The following is a 22,724-nucleotide window of genomic DNA, read 5'->3' on the forward strand; positions in this document are numbered from 1 at the left end:
TCCGGCGTCCGGAACACATGCAAATTGCAATCGGCCACGCGCAGATCCTTTGATCTACGACTGTTCTAATATGTTTCCAGTGAGTGCCGCGACATGGGCGGGCGCGTCTGTAACCGCATAATTGCTGCGCAAAATCCGCCATTTACCATCGATGACAACCAAATCCGAAAAGACTGGAAAGGGGGGCTGAATCATGTGGTCTTTGTGCAAAAGATGGGTGACATGCGTAGATTGAATATGCTCAGGGGTTACAAACTCTGCGGCAACACAGGTGCGGATCATTTCTGAAACACCCGTTTTCTCATAATGGTCGCGGACCCCGATGAACGCAGCTTCCACATCAGCAGGCGTTTCCAGCTTGCGGCTGCCTTCAAACGTCGCAAGTTCATGAGGAAGGGCAAAGCAAGGCAGAAACGCATCGAAATCACCCGAAACAAGGGCACTACCACTGCGATCCAAAAGTCCTTCCGCAATGACTTTCGCACTTGGTCCGTAGTGTATCATCCGACCTCAAAAACAAATTACACGCCATCACTTTATAACAAATCTGTTACAAATGAAGCGTTTTCTAGCACCTTGCATCTCTGGGCCAAATTCTGCCCTTTGATCATCACGATTCTCAAAAAAACCCTATCCAAAGTCGCAACGTCGGCGCTGTTCAAGGGCGCAAAGACGTGGCAGTGTTCCGGCATGATAACATTGCACCACCTGAACAAGTCCCGCTCTCACCGTATCCTTTGGTTGTTGGAGGAACTTGGCGTCACCTATGACGTCAAACACTACGCACGCGATGCCACCACAAATCTGGCGCCACCGGAATTGACGGCGCTGCATCCCTTGGGCAAGTCGCCAATGATCGAAATGGACGGACGCCTGATCACAGAAAGCGGGGCCATCGTTGAAATGCTATGCACCACGCATGCGCCGCATATGATCCCGAAGGCGGGCACCGATGCCTATGTCCAACACTTGGAATTGATGCATTTTGCTGAAGGCTCGGCGATGACCCCGATTTTGCTGAATTTGTATGTCGGCCGTCTGGGTGATGCCGGTGCGCCATTACATCCACGCATTCAGGAACAGCTGGACGCGCATTACGGGTACATGAACGACATGCTGCGCAATGGCGGACATTATGTCCTTGATGATTTGTCTGCGGTCGACATCATGCTGAGCTTCCCTGCTGAAATCGCACTCATGCAGGGGCGCGGTGATGACTTCCCAAGGCTGAAAGCCTTTGTTGAACGCATCCACGCCCGTCCTGCCTATCAAAAAGCGTTAGAGCGCGGTGCCGCATGACTGCTTTGATCGCCTCTGACGGAACAGCAGCGTCAAAGCTGACCTTCGGAACCATGCAATTCGGCGGGAAAGCCGACAAAGCCGCGTCACATGCTATGTTTGAAGCGGCTTTGGCGGCCGGAATCACGCATTTTGACACGGCCTATGTCTACACCGACGGGGCATCCGAAACCTTTTTGGGTGACATGATCAAACCGCATCGGGACCGTTTGGTCATCGCAACAAAAGCGGCCTATGTTGGAGGATCGACAAAGGCAAATATCCTTAAACACTTCGACATTTCACGTCAGCGTTTACAGCTTGATATGGTCGATCTTTTGTATTTGCACCGCTTTGATGACGGCACAGATCTGGCCGAAACTTTTGACGCCTTGGCTGAACTGAAGCAGGCCAAAGCCATAAGATACATCGGTGTGTCCAATTTTGCGGCATGGCAAGTGATGAAAGCTCAGACCGTTTGCGGAGCGTTTGATATGGGTATTGATGTCATTCAACCCATGTATTCCCTTGTCAAACGCCAGGCCGAGGTAGAAATCATGCCGATGTGTATCGACCAAACCATTGAAATCGTGCCCTATTCCCCATTGGGCGGTGGCCTACTGACGGGAAAATATGCTCAAGGCGGGACAGGCCGGTTGACCGAAGATGACAGGTACGCTGCAAGATATGGCCAGCCTTGGATGCACGATGCAGCTGTGGCCTTTGCCCAGCTCGCTGCACGTGAAGGTGTGGCACCGGCCACCCTTGCCGTGGCATGGGCAGCTGCGCATGCAAGCCAACCGAAACCGATTGTATCGGCACGTTCAGTGGATCAGTTGACCCCTTCGCTTGATGCAATGACCACAAGGCTAAGCCCCGATCTTTACGCAGAGATTTCGGCCCTGACACCCACACCTGCCCCTGCCACAGACCGGCTTGAGGAAGCATGACAGACATTATTATCATTGGCGGCGGCATTGCAGGCATTTCTCTTGCGGCCCGCCTGTCAGACCATGCACATGTCACAGTTCTGGAAACGGAAAACGCGCTTGGGTATCACGCATCTGGCCGATCCGCCGCCCTGTATGAACCAAACTACGGGGCCCCTTCGGTCAACGCTCTGAGCCGTATGGGCGAACGCTATTTTCATGATGGTGGGTATCTAAGCGATCGCGGGTTTCTGTTGGTTGCGCAAAGTGGGGAAGACCGCGCTTTTGAAAAAGACCTGAATGATTTGAACACGACCGAAATATCTGTTGAAGACGCACTGCAGATTGTGCCAATCCTGAAGCCGTCCATCACCCGTGCCGCTTATCATTCCGGCGCCTACGATATTGATACAGATCGCCTCATTCAGGATTTTGCCAAGCAAACACGCAGCAACGGTGGTGAAGTGGTTACCGGCGCTGCGGTAACACGATCCGACTTTGCGGATGGGGTTTGGACCGTACACACAAGCGACCGGGTTTTACAGGCGCCGACGCTGGTGAACGCCGCCGGCGCATGGGCCGACGAGATTGCAAAACTGTCGGGCATCTCTCCAATCGGGCTGACACCTTATCGCAGATCCTTCGCGCGTGTCCCTGCACCGGGGGGACATGACATTTCGAAGTGGCCCATTTTCTTTGGTGTTGGTGAAACGTGGTACGCCAAACCGGATGCAGGTAAGCTATTGATTTCACCCGCAGATGAAGACGCGGCCACGCCCCATGATGCCTTTGCCGATGACATGGTGATCGCGATGGGAATTGACCGCTATCAGCAACATGTCACAGAAGAAGTCACACGCGTTGAAACCACATGGGCCGGGCTACGCACATTCGCACCTGACCGGACATTGGTGTTGGGGCGCGATGCGGGGAACCCCAGTTTTGTTTGGTGTGCCGGACAAGGCGGCTACGGGTTTCAGACGGCTCCTGGCGCGAGCCAATTTCTAGCTGATGTCATGCTGGGCCGTGTATCTGACGTCGACGCAGAATTGGTCGCGGCTCTCTCTCCTCACCGGTTTTAAAAGGTTAAAATTCTCATGTTCAAAAAGTTTGCCATCACTGCTGTTCTTGCTCTTGTTGCAGCTTGCGGCGCACCAAGTGGCACAAGCGTTGGTCCGATGATTATCGGTGACAGTGATCCGGTGCGGTTTTCAGGCAAGCAGCCAACCAGTTTTGCTGTGCGGGGGATGGATGCAGCACGGTTCCAAACGTCTGTTGATTGGGCACGAGCAAAGGCGGTTGGGATCGAATTTGTGTTCCTGAAAGCCACCGAAGGCGGTGATTTGAAAGACATAAAGTTCCGTGACCACTGGCGCGGCGCCGGACGTGCAGGCGTGGCGCGTGGCGCTTATCATTTTTACTATTTCTGCACCGATCCCGCGACGCAGGCCCGCTTTTTCATTCAAAACGTGCCGCGCACCAAAGGCAGCCTACCGCCTGTCTTGGACATGGAATGGAACCCGTTCTCACCAACCTGCAAGCGGCGCCCCGACGGGGCGACTGTACGTGCCGAAATGAAGGTTTGGATGGACATCGTCGAAGCCCATTACGGACAGCGCCCCATCATCTACACGACGCCGCGATTTTATAAAGAAAACGGGCTAAGTGCGATTAAACGCGAAGAATTCTGGCTGAGGACGACGGCCAAAACCCCGCGCGAAGCCTTTCCGGGCCAGCCTTGGCGTTTTTGGCAATACACAGCTACAGGCACGTTGCCAGGCACGCCCGGCGCTGTTGATATCAACGCCTTTAATGGCAGTGCAGATGACTGGGCGGCATGGCGTGCACGCCGCTCAGTGCAATAATCAGCCGTCGACGCGAATAACCGCGTTTTTGGGATCATAGGGGCTGTCTTCTGTGATCTCGCAATCCCATAGCTGGTCTTGCATTTTGATCTGAAGCTTGGTGCCCGGCACTGCGATGTCCGCTGGCACGTATCCCATGCCGATCTGCTTGTTGAACGCCACAGAATAGCCGCCAGAGGTCAGACGCCCCACGCGGATATCGCCATGATACAGCGCTTCGCGCCCCCATGGATCTGCGTCGCTTGGACCATCGATCAAAACGGTGACGCATTTGCTGCGCACGCCAGTTTTCACAAGCGCATCCTTGCCGTAAAACTCTTTGTTCAGGTCAATGAAACGCGGCAAATCGGCTTCCATTGGCGTCGCGTCGCGGCCCAATTCGTTGCCAAAGGCACGATAGGATTTTTCCTGACGCAACCAGTTTTGCGCCCGCGCACCAACCAGTTTAAGACCATGAGGTTCGCCAGCGGCCAGTATCTGATCCCAAAGGTAGTTTTGCATTTCAATTGGATGGTGCAATTCCCAACCAAGCTCACCAGTGTAGGCCACGCGGATGGCGCGGACCGGACACATACCCAATTCGATGTTGCGCATCGTCAGCCACGGGAAGCGTTTGTTGGACAGTACCGTGGACGGGTCACCGTCTTTCACAAGCGCATTCAAAACGTCACGCGACTTTGGTCCTGCAATGGCAAAAACACCCCACTGCGTTGTGACATCGTGACATTCGATATACCCGAACTCGGGCGCTTTGTCTTCGATAGCTTTGCGCAAATAGTCGCTGTCATAGGCGGTCCAAGCCCCTGCAGACACAAGATAATATTCATCCTGCGCAATGCGTACGATGGTGTATTCCGTGCGGGTTGTACCATGAGACGTCAGCGCATAGGTCAAGTTGATGCGCCCGACGGATGGCAGTTTGTTGCAGGTGAACCAATCCAAAAATGCCGTCGCACCGGGGCCTTTTACGACATGTTTGGTAAAGGCAGTCGCATCGATCAGGCCAACACCTTCGCGGATCGCTTTGGCCTCTTCCACGGCATGGTTCCACCATGCACCCCGGCGGAACGAACGACCGTCGTGATCAAAATTGTCAGGCGCATCCAAAGGACCGTAGTAGTTGGGGCGTTCCCATCCGTTCACAAACCCGAACTGCGCACCGAGCGCTTTTTGGCGATCAAACACAGGGGCTGTGCGCAACGGGCGACACGCCGGACGCTCTTCATCAGGGTGATGCACAATGTAGACGTGATCGTAGCATTCTTCGTTTTTGCGCGCGGCAAATTCCGTCGTCATCCAGTCGCCGTAGCGCTTGGGGTCCAGTGACGCCATGTCGATTTCAGCCTCTCCATCGACCATCATTTGCGCAAGGTAATAGCCTGTGCCACCCGCCGCGGTGATGCCAAAGCTAAAGCCTTCAGCCAACCACATGTTGCGCATGCCCGGCGCCGGACCCACAAGCGGGTTACCGTCAGGCGTATAACAGATCGGACCGTTGAAATCGTCTTTCAGACCGCTTTCTTCACAAGACGGAATCCGGTGGATCATCGCCATGTATTGTTCTTCGATCCGCTCCAGATCAAGTGGGAACAGGTCCGCGCGGAAGCTGTCTGGCACACCATGTTCGAACACGGCCGGCGCGTTCTTTTCATAAACGCCCAAAATCCATCCGCCGCGTTCTTCGCGGACATAGGATTGCGCGTCGGCGTCACGGATAACAGGGTGTTCCGGATTGCCTTGGGCACGGTAATCGACCAAGGCAGGATCTTGATCCATAACGATAAATTGGTGCTCAACCGGGATCGCAGGCATCTTGATACCCAACATCTTGGCAGTGCGCTGCGCATGGTTGCCTGATGCAGTTACAACATGTTCCGCGGTGATCACGATCTGCTCGTCAGACGGCACAAGATTGCCGCCCTGTTCAACCATTTTCGTTGCGGTGACTTCCCAATGGGTGCCGTTCCAGTGGAAGGCATCGGCCTGCCATTTGCGTTCAATCATCACACCACGCTGGCGTGCCCCTTTGGCCATGGCTTGGGTCACGTCGGCCGGGTTAATGTAGCCGTCGGTTTCGTGGTAAATCGCGCCTTTCAAATCCTCGGTACGGATCAGCGGCCACTTCGCCTTGATTTGCTCTGGCGTCATGAATTCATACGGCACATCGCAGGTTTCTGCCGTGGACGCATATAGCATGTATTCGTCCATGCGTTCATCGGTTTGTGCCATGCGCAGGTTGCCAACAACAGCAAAGCCCGCATTCAACCCTGTTTCGGCTTCCAGCGCCTTGTAGAAATCGACGGAATATTTGTGGATATGGGTGGTCGCAAATGACATGTTGAACAAAGGCAACAGGCCTGCCGCGTGCCATGTTGAACCTGACGTCAATTCGTCACGCTCCAGTAGCATCACATCATCCCAGCCCGCCTTGGCCAGATGGTACGCAATTGAGGTGCCAACCGCACCACCGCCTACAACCAATGCTTTCACTTGCGTTTTCATCTGCGATTCCCTCCGCGTAAACTTGGCACCCTTTTACGGTGCACGCAGAAAATCCGTGCCAAACAGCCGACAAGTCATGGCAAAAAACCGACCTTTGCCTGCAATGCACCTACGATCAAACAGCAATCACTTTGCCGGGATTCATGATGCCATGCGGGTCCAACGCCGTTTTGATGGCCCCCATGACATCAACGGTAGATTGCCCAAGCTCTTTTGCCAGATATGGCATTTTGCCTTGCCCTATCCCGTGTTCGCCTGTGCAGGTTCCATCCATCGAAATTGCCAATTCGTTCAACCAACTGACAAAGGCGCCCGCACGGGCCATTTCATCGGCGTTTTGTTCATCTATCAAAAGCAGACAGTGAAAATTGCCGTCCCCCACGTGGCCGACAATAGGGGATACAAAACCCTCTTCGTCCAGACGCGCCCGCGCGGCGTTCACACAGTCAGCCAAACGCGAAATCGGGACACAGACATCGGTAGAAATCCCCGCCGCACCGGGGCGCAATTGCAATGTCGCCCAATAAGCATCGTGGCGTGCCTGCCAAAGCTTGTTTCGTTCTTCCGTGGATGTCGTGGACGTATAGCCCCCGCCGCCATGTTCTTGCGCAATTTCGCCAAACATCTCGGCCTGTTCCAGCACGCTGGCCTCGGAACCATGGAACTCAAGCAGCAATAGCGGCTCTTCGGGCAAATCCAATTTGGAATACGCATTGCACGCCTTCACCTGAATAGCATCCAGTAACTCGATGCGGGCCACGGGAATCCCGAATTGAATAACCTGCATCACAGTCTGGCACGCTGCATCCACCGTGGGAAAGGTACACCGCGCCGAACTGATCGCCTCGGGGATACCCTGCAATTTCAATGTGATTTCGGTGATAAGACCCAAGGTACCTTCGGACCCGACCATAAGCCGCGTCAGATCATAGCCTGCTGATGACTTTTTGGCACGCTGCGCTGTGCGGATCACGTCCCCATTGGCCATCACCGCTTCGAGCGCCAGAACATTGTCTTTCATCGTGCCATACCGCACCGCGTTGGTGCCGCTGGCGTTGGTCGCACTCATGCCGCCCAAAGACGCGTTTGCGCCCGGATCAATGGGAAAGAACAAGCCCTGATCGCGCAGGTGGGTGTTAAGCTGCTCACGCGTGACACCTGGCTGCACGACACATGACAGATCGTCAGAATGTACTGCCAAAATCTGGTCCATCTGTGTGACATCCACCGAAATACCGCCCGCCGGGGCGTTCACATGCCCTTCAAGCGAAGTGCCCGTGCCATACGGGATCACCGGCACTTTGTGCGTGGCGCAAATATCCACGATGGCTTGCACCTCGTCCCTTGAGGACGCGAAGACCACACCGTCAGGGGATTGGTTTTTCAGCCACGTGGTGGTGTGCCCGTGTTGTTCACAAATAGCGTCACCGGTTTGAAACCGGTCGCCGAACTGCTGCTTGAGAACCCCCAAAACCGTGGCAATCCCGTCTTCGTTGCGTTTCAGTTCGGTGACTTTCGCCATTGTGGTCTCCCTTTATTCTCCCAGCGCGATACCTTCCCGTCGGGGGTCTGCGCCGCCTTGCAACGTCTCGCCAATCGCAATGGCATGCAAGCCCGAATTCAGGCCTCGCGCGCCCACATCGAAGCCCATGGCCGTCAGCGGTCCTTCCAGCGCTGTCGCATCTGTTCCGTCTTCAACGTCGTATTTGCCAAAACGATTTACCGCATGGGGCACTGACACAGCTTGCTGCACATCCATCCCCCAATCGACATAAGCAATGATGCTTTCGGCCACATACCCGATGATCCGGCTGCCGCCCGGGCTGCCAATTGCCAGTACCGGCTTGTCATTTTGCATCACAATCGTTGGGGCCATCGAGGATCTTGGCCGCTTGCCAGGTTCAATCCGGTTTGCAATCGGCACGCCGTCGCGGTGACTGCGGAAGGAAAAGTCCGTCAATTCGTTGTTCAGCAAAAACCCGTTGGTCATCACACGGCTGCCAAAGGCATTTTCGATGGTCGTCGTCATAGAGGCCACGCTACCGTAGCTGTCCACAATCGAAATATGCGACGTCGAGGGCAGCTCAATCGCCTCATCATCTGCCCAGTTGAGCGCATGGTCAAATGCAGGCGTTCCGGCAGACACGTCCTTGAGCGCTGTGTCACCGGCCAACAATCCGGCCCGCTCGGCCAGATAGGCGGGATCCACCAACCCCTTTGTCGGGACCGGCACATAATCGCTGTCCGCCATATAGCGTCCGCGGTCCGCAAATGCCAAGCGCGAAGCATCGCCCATAAGGCGGCGCACATCCGCGTCATCAGGCCCCGCGCTTAAATCATAGCTGTCCAACATCCCAAGAATTTGCCCCACGGTCAGTGCGCCAGAAGACGGCGGGCCCATACCGCACACATCCAGTCCACGGTATGTCGCGCAAACGGCTGGACGTGCTTTGGTCTGGTAGATGGCCAAATCGATAGTACTTAGGACACCCGGGGATGCTGCGCCCTGAACGGCATCCACAATATCAGCGGCAATATCACCGCCATAAATTGCATTGGCGCCGTTCTGTGCCATCGCCTGCAACGTCGCCGCGTAGGGCGCATTCTTCAACGTATCCCCAGATTGCAGCACCACACCATCCGGCAAAAAATACGCTTTGGTTTCGGAATGCACGGAAAGCCGTTCCGCATCGCTTTCAACCAAGGCCGCAAGACGTGGTGAGACCGAAAAACCGTTTGTGGCCAATGCAATCGCAGGTTCGAACAAGCCACTCCATTGTGATTTGCCCCAGCGGTCATGCGCCTCTTGCAACAACGCCGGCGTGCCGGGGGTGCCCACAGACAGCCCCCCCACCACAGCATCAAAAAAGCCCATGGGTTCGCCATCGTCGTTTTGGAACAGTCTGGGCGTTGCAGCCAAAGGCGCCGTTTCACGACCGTCCAGCGTCATCAATTCACCGGTGGCGGCATCGAAATACACCAAAAACGCACCGCCCCCGATGCCGGAAGATTGCGGTTCAACCAGACCCAGTACGGTTTGCACAGCCACCAACGCATCAGCGGCGGTGCCCCCTACCCGCAATACATCCGCGCCCGCTTTTACAGCATGCGGGTTTGCCGCTGCCACCATCCAGTTTTGCGCTTGAACCGGCTTGCCCAGCGCCTTGGCTTCAAGCGCCGCTGCAACCGTAGGATCAATGGAGGTAAATCGGCCGTCTGTCGCCCCTTCGGGCTGCACGGCGTCAGCCGTTTGTTGTGCCAAACTCGCGCTTGCGCTCAAGACCAGCGCCAAAGTAACTGCTGTCGTCCGCATAATATCCTCCGCAATGTTTGAAATGATGTGGGGTGAACTTTAGCCACATCATTCCGAAAGCAAAGTGGAAAATTATAGCATAGCGGGAACCACCTGATCCGGCGGGCGGTGACCGTCATCAAATGTTTTGATGTTGATGATGACCTTTTCACCCATCTCCAGACGGCTTTCGACTGTCGCTGACCCCATATGCGGCAGCAAAACCACATTGGGCAATTCGCGCAATCGCGGGTTCACGTCCGTGCCGTTTTCATAGACATCAAGGCCCGCGCCCCCCAGCTCACCGGCCCGCAACATCCGCGTAAGAGCATTTTCATCGATGACTTCGCCCCGCGAGGTGTTCACAATCACCGCATTGGGTTTCATCAATTTCAGGCGGCGCGCATTGAGTAGATGAAAGGTGCTGGGCGTATGTGGACAGTTGATGGACAGCACATCAACACGCGACACCATCTGGTCCAGACTTTCCCAATAGGTCGCTTGGTATTCGTCTTCGGTCTCTGCACGCAGGCGTTTGCGGTTGTGGTAATGTACCTGCATCCCGAAAGCTGCGGCACGCTGGGCAACAGCGCGGCCGATGCGCCCCATCCCAAGAATACCAATGCGCCGCCCGCCAATACGCCCACCCAGCAATGCAGTCGGTGACCATCCGGTCCACTGGCCCTGTTGCATGGTCGCCAGACCCTCGGGCAACCGGCGGCTGATCGCAAGGATCAACCCCATCGTCATATCAGCTGTGTCTTCTGTCAAAACTCCGGGTGTGTTGGTGACAAGAATGCCGCGACTGCGCGCCGTTTCCACATCAATGTTGTCCACCCCTGCCCCGTAGTTGGCAATCAACTTTAACTGTGGTCCTGCTTGCCCGATCAATCCCGCGTCAATGGTATCTGTGATGGTTGGCACCAGAACATCGGCAGTTTTCACCGCCGCAACCAAGGCTTCGCGGGAAAGTGCCACGTCGTCTTCGCGCAGCGTCACATCAAAAAGTTCCCCCAATCGCCGTTCCACCGGTTCAGGCAACCGTCGCGTCACGAACACACTTAGACGTTCCTTTGGCATTTTGCCTCCCCTACGCTTTGCGCATGCAACTTGTTTGTGGCATGGTGGCCCATGTTGATCCAAGGCACAAGAACCCGGACAACAAATGGGTAGTGGCAGTACAGGCCTTAAGAAAATGAAACAGTTGGTTCGATCCATGATGCTGGGGGCGCTTTTCTGCGCGACCATGGTGATGTTTGTCCCGCAAGCGCAGGCCGCAGGCGATGCCACCGAAAAGGGCAGCGTTACGAATTTGCCGTTGCCGCGCTATGTCTCGATGAAAGCTGCGGAAGGCAACGTGCGCCGTGGCCCGTCCCTGACACACCGCATCGACTGGGTGTTCACCCGTCGCGATATGCCTTTGCGCATCACCGCAGAGCACGGCCATTGGCGCCGCGTCCAAGACCGTGATGGTCAAGGCGGGTGGGTTCACTATTCCCTTCTGTCAGGCACCCGCACAGTCATCATCGAACAAGACATGATGACATTGCGAACACGCCCGGACCCCACTGCGCCTGTCACCGCAGCCCTTGAGGCCGGCGTTGTCGCCCGCCTGGGCGAATGTGACGTCGAATGGTGCCGTTTGAATGCAGGCGGGTTCAAAGGATGGGCCCCCAAAGCCCGTCTTTGGGGTGTCGGGGCCCAGGAAATTCGCGACTGATCCTGCCTACCCTGCCGTTTTTGCGATAAAGGCATTTGTCAAAGCGCCCAGCTCCGGCCCCACGTCTTCTTGCAAGAAATGACCTGCGTTTTGCAAAATGCAGTGATCTTGTCCAACAGCACCCGGCATCAGCTTTTGAAACACCTGATCGACGCCCGCCATGATTTTGTCATCCGCCCCGAAAGCTGTCAGCACCGGAATATCAAGGCCCCGCAACACGGCCCAAGCATCACGGTTGGCTTGTGCCGCCGGATCGTCTGGTGTTGACGGGACAAGCACCGGAAACTGCCGCGCTCCTTCTTTGTAGCTGTCATCGGGAAACGGCGCGTTATATGCCGCGATTTCGGCATCCGTTAATTTTGACGTCGTGCCACCGCTTACGATGCGGCCTGCGTCAAAATCCGGTACAGTCTGCGAATATTCTTTCCAGCTTTCGAAGGCGGGGCTCATCGGTTGATCACCTGTTGGTAATGCAGTGTTGGCCACAACAAGCCGTGCAAATCGGTCCGGGCGCGCCGCAAGCAAACGCAATCCAATCAAACCACCCCAATCCTGACAAACAAGCGTGATGTTGTGCGCCTGTGTCTGATCCAACCAGTCCAACATCCAGTCCACATGCCGCTGGTACGTATAGTCGGCGCGATGCGCCAATTTGTCGGATCGTCCAAATCCGATCAGATCCGGGGCCAAAACACGGTGTCCCGCCCCAGTCAGCACGGGAATCATGTGACGATACAGGTAACACCAAGACGGCTCACCATGCATGACCAACACAGGTGCTGCATCTTCAGGCCCCTCATCCAGATAGTGCACACGCAACGCGCCACCATCAGGGTCCGTCACATCAAGGTAATTTGGTGGAAAATCGAAACCGGGAAGATCGTTAAAGCGATTATCTGGTGTGCGCAACTTGTCCATTCATCCGTCCTCTGCCTAAAGTATGATCATAGCTTAGCAACACACCGCGCTGTCACCACAGGTGAACGTCGCGGCACAAAAGAATTGGGGATGTCTTTTGAAGCGCATATTCTACGAAGCCTTTGGGCCAGCATCACAGGTGCTGGCACTGGAGGACGCGGACACGCCCCAACCGGGCATCGGCGAAGTATTGGTGGAATTGGCTTATTCCGGTGTGAACCCCTCAGACGTCAAGGTTCGTGCAGGTGGGCGTCCCGGTGTGACAAAGCCGGCCTTTCCAAAAATCACGCCACACAGCGATGGCGCGGGGACGGTTGTGGCCGTTGGCACTGGCGTACCACGTGACATCATTGGCAAAGCCGTTTGGATCTGGAACGCACAATGGCAGCGCCCTTTCGGGACGGCTGCCACGCATATCGTGGTGCCACATGCCCAAGCGGTGCTTTTGCCGGACGGCGTGTCTATGCAAGTGGGCGCGTGTCTTGGCATCCCGGGGCTGACGGCGGCCCATACCGTCTTTGGCAACGGTGAGTTGCATGGCAAGACGGTGTTGGTTCAGGGTGGCGCCGGCACTGTTGGTTATCTGGCCTTGCAACTGGCCCGTTGGGGCGGTGCGCGAGTGATTGCAACCGCCCGCGAAAGCGACCACGAGATGTGCCGTGCGGCAGGCGCCGATGCGGTGATCGACTTCACACAAGACACCGTCGCAGAACAGATCATCGCGGCAAACAATGGCACTTTGATCGACCAGATCATTGAGCCTGAATTTGGCATCAACGCACAAGTGAACACCGATGTGATTGCCCCCGACGGGGTTATCGCGGCCTACGGGTCAGCCAAATCCATGGCCCCCACTATCCCTTTCATGGAGATGATGTTCAAAAACATAACCATCGACATGGCGTTGGTTTACATTCTGTCTCCCCAGCCCCGCAGTCTGGCGATCACCCGATTGCATGGCGCCCTGCGCGCCGGTGCGTTGGATTGCCCGATAGACAGCGTACACCCGCTGTCAGACTGCGCCAAAGCCCATGCAATTGTGGAAAGCGGTGACCGTCAGGGTGCTGTGCTGGTGGATGTGCAAAAGTAAAGGTGAGACCCGTGTTCAGATTTCTATCGTGTGTGCCCTTCTTAACTGCTGTCGCTTTCGTGGCCTTTTTCATCTTCCTTGCCCCTGTCGGTGGTTATGCGCAAACGGCGGACCAGCCTTCGGGCACCATCGCAGTGGAAGACAGCGCAACGCAGGACGCAGCCATTGCCGTGCGTATTCGGGACATTCTGTCTGAGCTGGAAGGCTACACCAATGTCACCGTCACAGTGTCTTCTGGCATCGTGACCCTGCGCGGCACGACCGTTGACGCGCCATCTGCAATGCGCCTCAACGATTTGGTCGGCAGGGTTGAAGGCGTTGTGGCCATCGAAAACGAAGTCACCGAAACCACAGACGTTGTCGAACGCCTGAACCCTGCGGTTGAACGCTTTAAAGCGCGGATGTACCAAATCGTGGCCTTCTTGCCTTTGGCAATTGTTGCTTTGACGGCCATGGCTTTGGTGGTCGCCTTGGGTATTTTGCTGGCCCGGATGCGTTATCCCTGGGACCGGATCGCCCCCAACGCCTTTATCGCTGATATTTACCGTCAGGTTGTGCGACTTGCGTTTTTTATTGCGGGTCTGGTGATTGCATTGGACATTCTGGGGGCCACCGCCCTTTTGGGCACAATTTTGGGCGCTGCTGGGATTGTTGGTCTGGCTATCGGTTTTGCGGTCAAAGATACGGTCGAGAACTTCATCGCCTCAATTATGCTGTCCATCCGTCAACCGTTCCGCCCCAATGACACCATCGAAATCGACGGAGACGTCGGCAAAGTCATCCGCCTGACCAGCCGTGCAACCATTTTGCTCAGTTTTGATGGCAACCACATTCGCATTCCCAATTCCACCGTCTTCAAAAGCCGCATCGTCAACTATTCACGCAACGACGAACGCCGCTTTGTGTTCGATCTTGGTGTTGCCCCCAACACGGATTTGGCGCAGGCCCAAAGCCTTGGGTTGCACACGTTGAACGATTTGCCTTTTGTTTTGGAAACACCCGCGGCGGCCACATGGATCGAGACAGTCGGAGACAGCACGATTACGTTGCGCTTTGCGGCATGGATTGACCAACACAAGACCAGCTTCGCAGGTGCGCGAGGCGAAGCAATTCGCCTGACTATGGCGGCTTTTGACGGGGCAGATATCGCGATGCCTGAGCCCACATTCCGCATCATGTCGCCTCAGGCAGCACCCGAATCCTCCTCTGATGCACATGTCGCTCCGACCCCGACGGACATGCAGCAAGTCACGGCTCAAGCCGACCAGGAACTGAGCGAAATCATTGATCAGGAACGGGCTGTTCTGGCAGATGATGACTTGCTGAACCGCACCGCGCCCGAGGAATAATAAAAACCAACTATTTTCGCAAAACGGGTCTTGCGCCCCCTGCATTACCCTACTATCTAACGCGGCACGTTGGGATGTGGCCAAATGGTAAGGCACCTGTTTTTGGTACAGTAGACTGTAGGTTCGAATCCTACCATCCCAGCCAATCCTTCTCTTACAGAGTAAACCAACACCCGGACAACCCGTCAGCGTGGGTTATGCCCCAGTTTTCTGCCCCAGTTCTTGCAGCTATTGCGGGTGTAGCGGGTAACCCCTCCCTGCTTTTGGGAGAGGTTGAGGACATAGCCACGGGCTTAGAGAGTGTGCCAGTCTACCCCGTTAGCACGTCGTTCCCGATCATCATTCAGGTTATCTCGCCGATCCCCAATGGTCAGATGTCTCGGGTTCATGCAGCGCCGATTATGACAAAGGTGTCGGACAACCTGATGGCGGTTGGTAGCGAGCTGGTTTTGGATACAATAAACAAAACGATAAGCGCGATCTTGACCACTCATGAAACGCACCTTTCTAGGTTCCGCCGTTACGGTGACCATGCAGCCGTTCTCATCCGTTTGGGTCTCCGCCAACAACTCGGTGACCTTAACTAGCGCAGCGTCGTAATGATAAGAAAGCAATCTCTCATACCACACCTGTGACAGGTCTCTGACTCTGGTTAAACGAGGAGCAATCATATCAATTCTACCTCATCTTCAACAGCATCAACCGCTTCGTCGTAACTGTCAGGGCCAAGGACGCGACCATTGGCGACTTGGTAATCAGGATGCACCCAAATAACCCTGCCATAGTCTACGCCGCCCCACTTGCACCTGCTAGAACGCCACCCGAGTTCGTTCATCATATGGACTATGCGGTTTGGGTTGGCTTTCAATCGCTCAGAAAAAAGCTTCATTAAATTTCGCTGCGGGATAGCAAACTTCTGGCTGCTAGCGATCAACTCCTCAAGTGCTTGTTGCAGAACCTGCCCAGATGCTTGGGAAATGCTTTGCATAATCGGGGTGTCGATTTCTGAAACATTGAGTGCACGCGGGTTGAAGCTATTGGCCTGCCGATGTGCCAGCAGTGCATTCCGCAGTCTAGCAATGTTTGCAGGCTCCTTCATGTAATCATAGAAAACCTTCATAAAGTCCCCGAATTCTTCATGATCAGGCCCTGACGCATGACCCGAATGATTGACGTCAATGACGTAGAAACGGCGATCATCAGGCTCTATCCAGTGCGGGTAGTGATTGGTGGTCATCAGAAACACACACACATTTTGGATGCTCTCGGTATTGGTCCCCTTGCCTTCGACAGCAATTTCCTTTTCTGAAATCAGCGCTTTGATACTATTTCCGGCATCGGTACCAGCTTTAAGCTTCACTTCTTCGCAAGCGATAAATTTCTTAACCAGAACGGTCTTATTGAACCGACCAGTGAGTTTAGTGACGCCATTTAAAGGCATTGAGTTGTCTTCTCCAAAAAGCAAACCTAGCAAGCGGCCCAGTGTGCTTTTCCCTGTTCCCTTGGATTGAGAATATAGAAGCACAGACCAAGCAGGCTTATCTGCCTCGTTTTGAAGATTCCAAGACAACCAATCCTTGAAGCGGAACCTATCCTCAGGGTGTGGGAATATCCGATCAAGCAATTCGTCAAACAGGGTGTCTTCCGAGTCCTCAATGCCTAGTTTTCGATACTCAGGGGGCATCCAAGTGTTCAATGAGGCCATGGCATCTTCCCAGTATAGACTACTGGTTTCGGCGGGTAGACAAGCTTGTTTGCCATTCCAAACAGCAACTGATTGGTCTTTGTCGGTATGGGTGTCGTTTATGGCACGCTTACAAATCGCGGCCCATAGTTCGTCACTTAGCTTCAAATTTGGGAACGCTTCAGAAACCTGATGAAACGCAACGCGTTTAAGATCAGTCGCTGAAATCGGTCCACTGGGGGCTTTAATTACATAGAATTTCCCTTCGCGGCGCACAAAGCGGGTGGCTATAAAGGTCGCTATACGCTTGATGTTTGTTTCATTATTAGTTTCTTGCTCGTCTATTGGAATTGCAGCTGACAACTCAGGAGGAGACAGCTGGGCTTGGTCATTGATGGTTGCTCTAGGACGGGCTGGATTTCTGCGTGGAGCGGGCATTGTATCGTTCATGGTTTTCCTAGTCTCTGTGATATCCGGTGAAACACCGGTGAATGTGGGGATTTCGCTGCGAGCGTGCAGATCGATAAAAAACCCGTTCTCTACGACAGGCTAAGTCTGAGCTGCAGAATATATTGAGTTTCTAAAGGTATCAAAAACGGTTCCGGCAAGTATCTTGCCAGAGTATTGTCCGATGCCTTCAATTCGCGAAGCTAAGTATCGTTGTGTTTTTTCTCGATAGTGCTTTTCGCGGGCCACTAAATAATCATGGTTCTTGCATCAAGTCAACCGCCATCAGGTTGTCCGACACCTTTGTCATAATCGGCGCTGCATGAACCCGAGACATCTGACCATTGGGGATCGGCGAGATAACCTGAATGATGATCGGGAACGACGTGCTAACGGGGTAGACTGGCACACTCTCTAAGCCCGTGGCTATGTCCTCAACCTCTCCCAAAAGCAGGGAGGGGTTACCCGCTACACCCGCAATAGCTGCAAGAACTGGGGCAGAAAACTGGGGCATAACCCACGCTGACGGGTTGTCCGGGTGTTGGTTTGCTCTGTAAGAGAAGGATTGGCTGGGATGGTAGGAACCCTAGCCACTGCTTGAAATCCATGACCTTTTCTCAACGAACAGCAAAACTGGGGCGGTTAGTGGGGCAGTTTGGGGGGTGTTGTTGAGGGGGGCGGCCCGAGACCGATGGTGGGGCGGAGGGCAGTTCTAGAGACCCTTGCCAACCAATTCATCGCTGGGAACAATCAACAACGCGACCTGCACGGCTAGGTTCACCGGAGGGACTAGGATCAGAAGATACCACCAGTGGCTAACTCCAATATCACGGGTACGTCTCACTCCGAACGAAAGCAGACAGACCAGCGACGCCAATATCGCAATCATAAGGATCACTTTCCAGAAGAGGTTGGGATCTAGCCCAAAGCCCAAAGTGAAGAAGAGAATTGAAAAAACTGATCCAACTTGGCTAATCAAGTACTTCAAACGCGATGCTTTCCCTTCAAACGCAAACAGTCCGAGGAAGAGAGGTGTTAGTTTCTGGATAGCCGACCTGAAGGCTCCAACCCCGATTTCTGCAACGTTGTCCGTAGCTTCCAAAACTGATTTCGTGACCTTTGCCGTATCCACATTTTGAGATAGTTCTGGTGCCTTGCGGATAACCTTGAAGGTAATCGAAATCACTAAACATATAGCTGTAACAACCCAAATGCCTACGCCTAACGCCTGCACCCACAACTCGGGATGGGGGTCGTAAACACGATACCATAGTATTCCCAAGGATCCTACAACGCCGAACAAAGTGAGTGATCTGAAATCCTTTTCCATCAGTTAACCTTTCTTGCTTTCACTGCACCCGAGCATATTCAGAAACTCTGGTCTTTGCTCTGCGTAGTTTCGAAGCGGCTTTCCCGAAAGCGCTGCTTTTCCCTAATTGAGACTCATAGTCTGTAGATTTTAAGTGTTCAAGTGAGCCACTCACTGGCCATGCCAATTCAGACGCTGGTCGGGCGAAATCTTAGACGCTTTAGAGAGCAGGCAGGGCTTTCGCAAGAAGCTTTAGCTTTCGAATGCGGTCTGCATCGGACCTATGTTAGCGGAGTTGAACGGGGTGTTCGGAATCCTACCATCGTGGTTCTAGAAAAACTTGCAGAACCTCTTGAAATTGCTCCGTGGCAGTTGCTTAGGGAAGAAAAATAAACCTATCGTAGACACCTACACCAGCCGGATAAAAAAAGGTAAGTGAACCCCGGCTAGCTCGCGCCAGCCGAGGATCTGTTTAAGGTAGCTTTTCCCGATGAGCGTACTCAGCTAGCCACTGCCAGTACTTGCGTGCGCTAGCAAACCCCTGCGACTGAGCTGCAAGGTTCTCAGCGGCACGACGAGAAAGACCGCCATCGTATTCAGCGATAGCGGCCCGTTCTTCGAAGTCTTCAATGTTGGGAATGTTCATATCAGAACCGGAAGCCTGATTTGGTCGATTATCCCCCTTTTTTGCTCATCACTTATGCCCGCTGAATAAATGCCGTAGGTTATACCATTCTCTGATCGGGCAGACTTATGTCCCACCAAAGATGCAGTGAAATGTTCAGGCACGCCTGTTCGCTCGCACTGCGTGATGAACCACTTTCGGGTTGAGTGAAAAACTAAACCGGGTCGTTGTATGCGCAGCTCCTTTCTGATCTTTGCAAACCCCTTGGTTACATCATTGACTTTAAGGTCAGGAAACAGCGGCCCCGTTGCTGGTAACTGGTCAAATAGAACTTCTAATTTTGGATGAACCGGAACGAAGCGCTCTGCAGCGTCCGTTTTTAGAAGGCGCAATTCGTTTGGTCGAACATGTGCAAAGATGCCAAGATTGCCCTTAGGTACCAAGTCCTTTCTTGTTAAACCAACTGCTTCACCAGCACGCATTCCAGTCAGCAGACAAGTCAGCATAATGGCGTGCAATTTGTTGTCCTTGGCGTGCAGTAGTTTTTTCACTTCCTCATCGGTTATTACGGCATATGGTTGAGGCTTTATCTTTTGGTCGAATCGAACAGACTTGAACGGGTTGGCCTCCAAATGACCATTGTAGACCATGCTGTCCAAGAAGTGATTTACCTGAGACCAAATCCGCTTCTGGGTGCGCACTGTCGTAAACACCGAACCATGTGCGGAAAGAGCAACCAGCTTTTCCAAGCCCAAACCACGAGCAGCCTCTGATTTCCCGACATGGGGCGATATCTGAGCAATGAGTGAAAGAAACTCACGCCCATCCCTGCGCGTCAGACTGCACAGCGACCGCTTCCCATATTTAGAGGAGAAAAGGTCAACTGAGTACCGAACCGATCTGAAGCCACTGGGCCGAAGTTCATTGCTTCTAGCGTTCAGATACTCGCGGCTCGCAGCGGTGATCAGCTTTTTGGTAACGCGCAGCTCTACCGGGAAGATCGTTTTAGCCCCAGAGAGGCTCAAAGAAGCCCGTAGGTGCTCAAGAGCGCAATTCGGAGTGGCTTCCCATGCAGTGCCGTTCTTGCCCAACTCTGGAGCTGAGAGTGCCGCCTCTGCAGTATCACGAACTTTAGCAACCAGAGTTTCATATCGTGCATTGATCTCTGCAGCCCGTACGCGAGCGGTATTGGTATCACGTGTCTTGAGCGACTGCTTCATGGCTTGTTGCCCCAAGACCATCGCGATCTCCTTGGGATAGTTCCTGCGATATAGCCAAGTATGGCCCTTTAGGTAGGCGTATTTAATCTGAGCAGACATCGGTCGTCTCCTGTCTTCTTTGAATTGGATTGGGGGTGACTGCGCGGTAGGTGATCCTGAGGATCAGTTCGAACTCGGGTTCACCGTAGACCCCAACGAGTGGACCAGTGATTGCGCACCCAGTCACACAGTCTTCATGGACTTCATGGACCTCAAACAAATGTTCCGGCAGATCATCAAAGGCCTGAACAACGACAACGTCGCCTTCCTTAAGGTCATCCATTATCTTTCCTCCATGCGACCAAGAAGGCCGTCGTGACCAGTAATGTGACTACTGGATGCGAACGTGTACCCAACCAAAGCAGGGCCGAGATTGCCGAACGAGGCGGTGGTGACATGAGAAAGCCCCCGGCAAAATTGCCGAGAATGCAAAGCGTCTTCATAACTAAACTCCTGTAAATGTTTCTTTATTTAGATACAGAGAGGATCTCAGTTTATTTTCGCCGCTTGAGTTCCTAAATATGTCTGAGTTTGAGATCGAAGAGGCGGAGCAAGTGATGAGTAACGAGAAGTCAGGGGCGGACCCGGTAAAAATCGTCGACCTTGGAGCAGCTGCTGCAAAGGCCGTCCTGTTGAAATCAGAAAGCTATTTCGACTTTGATTTACCTGCCTATTTTGATTTTTCGCCAATGCTCAAAGGGATCGAAAAGAAGCTGGCAGGCTCGCCGCTTTCAGGGGTTTGGAAAATACCACCGCGCGACCTTGAGGGTCTTAACCACATCATCTTTCATAGCAAGGACGGCAAATACGCGTGGCGTCCCCAAGAGATGATCCATCCCGTTGTCTACGTTGCCATCGTCAATGCGTTGACGAAACAAGAGCAATGGGACTTGGTGAAAGACCACTTTGAGAACTGCGCGGCTAACCCTAGAATTGAGTGTGTGAGCCATCCAGTGGTTTCTCAATCAAAGCAGAAAGATAAAGCGGCTCAGGTGTTGTCATGGTGGCTAGAAATGGAACAACGCTCATTGGAGTTAAGCCTCGACTACAGCCACGTCATCCATACCGATATCGCAGATTGCTACGGGTCCATTTACACCCACACCATCAGTTGGGCACTGCACGGAAAGGCACACGCGAAGTCCAAGGCAGGAAAGACGGATAAGACGCTTCTTGGCAACATCTTAGATCAACTCATTGCGGCCTCTCGGCACGGCCAGACGAATGGCATTCCTCAAGGCTCGAACCTAACCAACTTTATCGCTGAAATGGTGCTGGGATATGCAGACCAAGAGCTGACTGCCGCAATCGAGAAAGAGAAAATCGAGGACTATAAGATCCTGAGATACCGTGACGACTATCGCATTTTTAGCAATAACCCAGCAGATAGCGAGCGGATTACCAAGCTTTTAGCGGAAGTCCTGCGTGATCTTGGCATGAAGCTCAGCGCCGACAAGACCGCTGTTTCGGACCGGATCATCCAGTCTTCAATCAAGGCCGATAAGCTGTTTTGGATTGGTAAAGAAAAACAAAAGCGTAGCTTGGTAAAGCATATGCTTCTGATCCATGAGCTGGCTGGGGAATATCCGAACTCTGGTAGCGTGGCTGTCACGCTTTCAAAGTTTCAGCGGCGGTTGGGCAAGCTGGAGGAATTGAAAGACCCAATTAAGCCGATTATTGCGGTTGCAACTGACATTGCGCTTCATAACCCTCGGACCTACCCAATTTACGCGGCCGTGTTGAGTAGCTTGCTGGATCATATGCAGCCTGATGAAAGGCAGCCAGCTATCTGGGCCATACTGAAGAAGTTTGAGAAGGTTGCGAATTGCGGACATCTCCACGTCTGGATGCAGCGGTTTGCGGTGCCGATGGGTGTTCAGTTGTCGATGTCAGAGCCGCTGTGCCGGGCCCTAGAGGACCCTCAATTTCAGTTATGGCAGTCGGGCTGGTTACCTGATGCCTATGTGCCATTGCTGCGCTCTGAGCTGTTTATAGATAAGGAACTCGTAGCCAAGCTAACGCCAGTCATCGACGCGGAAGAAGTGCAGTTGTTCGGATACGACTATTGAGGTGGACTGGGCGTTAGGGCTGGCCGTACGGTATGGCACAGATGGCTCTATTGCTATTGGAGATTGGGCACTTTCGGCCCTTTGCTGCCGTTGGCCAACGGATCAAGATGCTGCGGTCGCTGCCAGCTTAGCGGTCACTCGCTGCGTCTGCGAAACCCAGGCGGACACGAACATACAGATCGCGGACGAAGTGAACTTTGGGCCAGCATCATTCGGCGTCCGCTTTGATGCCACTTGCGAGTCAGCCTCACCGTTGACTGCTTGCGCCCGACCAAACGACATCCTGCGCTTGCCGAATGAATAAATTTGACACATCATGCATTGGTGACCAGCACCCAAATTGGTGAATTAAAGAAATTCGTTTGTGAGGTTCAAAGAATGACAAAAG

The 22,724-nt window shown here is 53.8% G+C and carries 21 protein-coding genes and 1 tRNA gene; 10 read left to right on the plus strand and 12 right to left on the minus strand.

The window, feature by feature from the left end; translation table 11 throughout:
- Positions 1 to 54 precede the first annotated feature (54 nt).
- Positions 55 to 504 carry a hypothetical protein gene (locus tag ASD8599_RS15045; protein ID WP_108829287.1) on the minus strand — a complete coding sequence of 150 codons (450 nt, stop codon included), beginning with the start codon at positions 502 to 504 and terminating at the stop codon, positions 55 to 57.
- Between the two features lie 186 nt (positions 505 to 690).
- Between ASD8599_RS15045 and ASD8599_RS15050 the strand changes: the two genes are divergently transcribed.
- From ASD8599_RS15050 to ASD8599_RS15065, 4 genes are read left to right on the plus strand one after another with little or no spacing between them, the layout of a single operon-like run.
- Positions 691 to 1,299, plus strand: a complete 609-nt coding sequence (locus tag ASD8599_RS15050) for a glutathione S-transferase family protein (RefSeq protein ID WP_108830218.1) — start codon at positions 691 to 693, stop codon at positions 1,297 to 1,299.
- The gene (locus ASD8599_RS15055) at positions 1,296 to 2,228 is read left to right on the plus strand and encodes an aldo/keto reductase (protein ID WP_108829288.1); all 933 of its coding nucleotides are present in this window, start codon (positions 1,296 to 1,298) and stop codon (positions 2,226 to 2,228) included. Before ASD8599_RS15050 ends, ASD8599_RS15055 begins: the two co-directional genes overlap by 4 nt.
- The gene (locus ASD8599_RS15060) at positions 2,225 to 3,289 is read left to right on the plus strand and encodes an NAD(P)/FAD-dependent oxidoreductase (protein WP_108829289.1); all 1,065 of its coding nucleotides are present in this window, start codon (positions 2,225 to 2,227) and stop codon (positions 3,287 to 3,289) included. Before ASD8599_RS15055 ends, ASD8599_RS15060 begins: the two co-directional genes overlap by 4 nt.
- Positions 3,290 to 3,304: 15 nt before the next feature.
- The gene (locus tag ASD8599_RS15065; RefSeq protein WP_108829290.1) at positions 3,305 to 4,072 is read left to right on the plus strand and encodes a glycoside hydrolase family 25 protein; all 768 of its coding nucleotides are present in this window, start codon (positions 3,305 to 3,307) and stop codon (positions 4,070 to 4,072) included.
- Here the strand turns inward: ASD8599_RS15065 and ASD8599_RS15070 are convergent, their stop codons facing one another.
- The 4 genes from ASD8599_RS15070 to ASD8599_RS15085 all read right to left on the minus strand — a co-directional run bounded on the left by ASD8599_RS15070 (position 4,073) and on the right by ASD8599_RS15085 (position 10,946).
- A complete protein-coding gene (locus tag ASD8599_RS15070; RefSeq protein WP_108829291.1) occupies positions 4,073 to 6,574 on the minus strand; it encodes a GcvT family protein in 2,502 nt (833 codons plus the stop codon). It lies immediately after the preceding gene.
- Between the two features lie 115 nt (positions 6,575 to 6,689).
- The gene (locus tag ASD8599_RS15075; protein ID WP_108829292.1) at positions 6,690 to 8,096 is read right to left on the minus strand and encodes an FAD-binding oxidoreductase; all 1,407 of its coding nucleotides are present in this window, start codon (positions 8,094 to 8,096) and stop codon (positions 6,690 to 6,692) included.
- A 12-nt stretch (positions 8,097 to 8,108) separates the two neighbouring features.
- Complete coding sequence (ggt, locus tag ASD8599_RS15080; protein WP_108829293.1) at positions 8,109 to 9,887, minus strand: gamma-glutamyltransferase; 1,779 nt, start codon at positions 9,885 to 9,887, stop codon at positions 8,109 to 8,111.
- 72 nt (positions 9,888 to 9,959) lie between these two features.
- A complete protein-coding gene (locus ASD8599_RS15085; RefSeq protein ID WP_108829294.1) occupies positions 9,960 to 10,946 on the minus strand; it encodes a 2-hydroxyacid dehydrogenase in 987 nt (328 codons plus the stop codon).
- Positions 10,947 to 11,112: 166 nt separating this feature from the next.
- On the opposite strand from ASD8599_RS15085, the gene ASD8599_RS15090 reads away from it, so the two are divergent.
- Positions 11,113 to 11,586, plus strand: coding sequence for an SH3 domain-containing protein (locus ASD8599_RS15090; RefSeq protein ID WP_245926158.1), 474 nt, complete (start codon positions 11,113 to 11,115; stop codon positions 11,584 to 11,586).
- A 6-nt stretch (positions 11,587 to 11,592) separates the two neighbouring features.
- Here the strand turns inward: ASD8599_RS15090 and ASD8599_RS15095 are convergent, their stop codons facing one another.
- Positions 11,593 to 12,504, minus strand: a complete 912-nt coding sequence (locus tag ASD8599_RS15095; protein WP_108829296.1) for a haloalkane dehalogenase — start codon at positions 12,502 to 12,504, stop codon at positions 11,593 to 11,595.
- Between the two features lie 97 nt (positions 12,505 to 12,601).
- Between ASD8599_RS15095 and ASD8599_RS15100 the strand changes: the two genes are divergently transcribed.
- From ASD8599_RS15100 to ASD8599_RS15110, 3 genes are all read left to right on the plus strand, one after another.
- Complete coding sequence (locus ASD8599_RS15100; protein WP_108829297.1) at positions 12,602 to 13,594, plus strand: NADPH:quinone reductase; 993 nt, start codon at positions 12,602 to 12,604, stop codon at positions 13,592 to 13,594.
- A gap of 11 nt (positions 13,595 to 13,605) precedes the next feature.
- Positions 13,606 to 14,943 (plus strand): mechanosensitive ion channel family protein, encoded by a 1,338-nt coding sequence (locus ASD8599_RS15105; RefSeq protein ID WP_422664753.1) that lies wholly within the window; start codon positions 13,606 to 13,608, stop codon positions 14,941 to 14,943.
- Between the two features lie 70 nt (positions 14,944 to 15,013).
- Positions 15,014 to 15,088 (plus strand) — tRNA-Gln (locus tag ASD8599_RS15110).
- A gap of 148 nt (positions 15,089 to 15,236) precedes the next feature.
- On the opposite strand, the gene ASD8599_RS20560 is transcribed toward ASD8599_RS15110, so the two are convergent.
- The 4 genes from ASD8599_RS20560 to ASD8599_RS15130 all read right to left on the minus strand — a co-directional run bounded on the left by ASD8599_RS20560 (position 15,237) and on the right by ASD8599_RS15130 (position 18,404).
- Entirely contained in the window at positions 15,237 to 15,614 is a 378-nt protein-coding gene (locus tag ASD8599_RS20560; protein ID WP_108829298.1) for an HNH endonuclease family protein, read from the minus strand.
- Entirely contained in the window at positions 15,611 to 17,077 is a 1,467-nt protein-coding gene (locus ASD8599_RS15120) for a primase-helicase family protein (RefSeq protein ID WP_108829299.1), read from the minus strand. Before ASD8599_RS15120 ends, ASD8599_RS20560 begins: the two co-directional genes overlap by 4 nt.
- Before the next feature lie 253 nt (positions 17,078 to 17,330).
- A complete protein-coding gene (locus ASD8599_RS20445; RefSeq protein WP_245926067.1) occupies positions 17,331 to 17,588 on the minus strand; it encodes a hypothetical protein in 258 nt (85 codons plus the stop codon).
- Between the two features lie 198 nt (positions 17,589 to 17,786).
- A complete protein-coding gene (locus ASD8599_RS15130) occupies positions 17,787 to 18,404 on the minus strand; it encodes a DUF805 domain-containing protein (protein WP_108829301.1) in 618 nt (205 codons plus the stop codon).
- Positions 18,405 to 18,563: 159 nt separating this feature from the next.
- Between ASD8599_RS15130 and ASD8599_RS15135 the strand changes: the two genes are divergently transcribed.
- Entirely contained in the window at positions 18,564 to 18,776 is a 213-nt protein-coding gene (locus tag ASD8599_RS15135) for a helix-turn-helix domain-containing protein (protein ID WP_108829302.1), read from the plus strand.
- A gap of 249 nt (positions 18,777 to 19,025) precedes the next feature.
- Here ASD8599_RS15135 and ASD8599_RS15140 read toward each other — a convergent pair whose 3' ends face one another.
- The gene (locus ASD8599_RS15140) at positions 19,026 to 20,327 is read right to left on the minus strand and encodes a DUF6538 domain-containing protein (protein WP_108829303.1); all 1,302 of its coding nucleotides are present in this window, start codon (positions 20,325 to 20,327) and stop codon (positions 19,026 to 19,028) included.
- Positions 20,311 to 20,550: a hypothetical protein gene (locus ASD8599_RS15145; protein ID WP_108829304.1), complete on the minus strand. Its 240-nt coding sequence runs from the start codon at positions 20,548 to 20,550 to the stop codon at positions 20,311 to 20,313. The genes ASD8599_RS15140 and ASD8599_RS15145 overlap by 17 nt, the downstream gene beginning before the upstream one ends.
- Positions 20,551 to 20,788: 238 nt before the next feature.
- Between ASD8599_RS15145 and ASD8599_RS15150 the strand changes: the two genes are divergently transcribed.
- Entirely contained in the window at positions 20,789 to 22,336 is a 1,548-nt protein-coding gene (locus ASD8599_RS15150) for an RNA-directed DNA polymerase (protein ID WP_108829305.1), read from the plus strand.
- Positions 22,337 to 22,724 lie beyond the last annotated feature (388 nt).

Origin of the sequence: Ascidiaceihabitans donghaensis, assembly GCF_900302465.1 — a bacterium.
Classification (GTDB): Bacteria; Pseudomonadota; Alphaproteobacteria; order Rhodobacterales; family Rhodobacteraceae; genus Ascidiaceihabitans; species Ascidiaceihabitans donghaensis.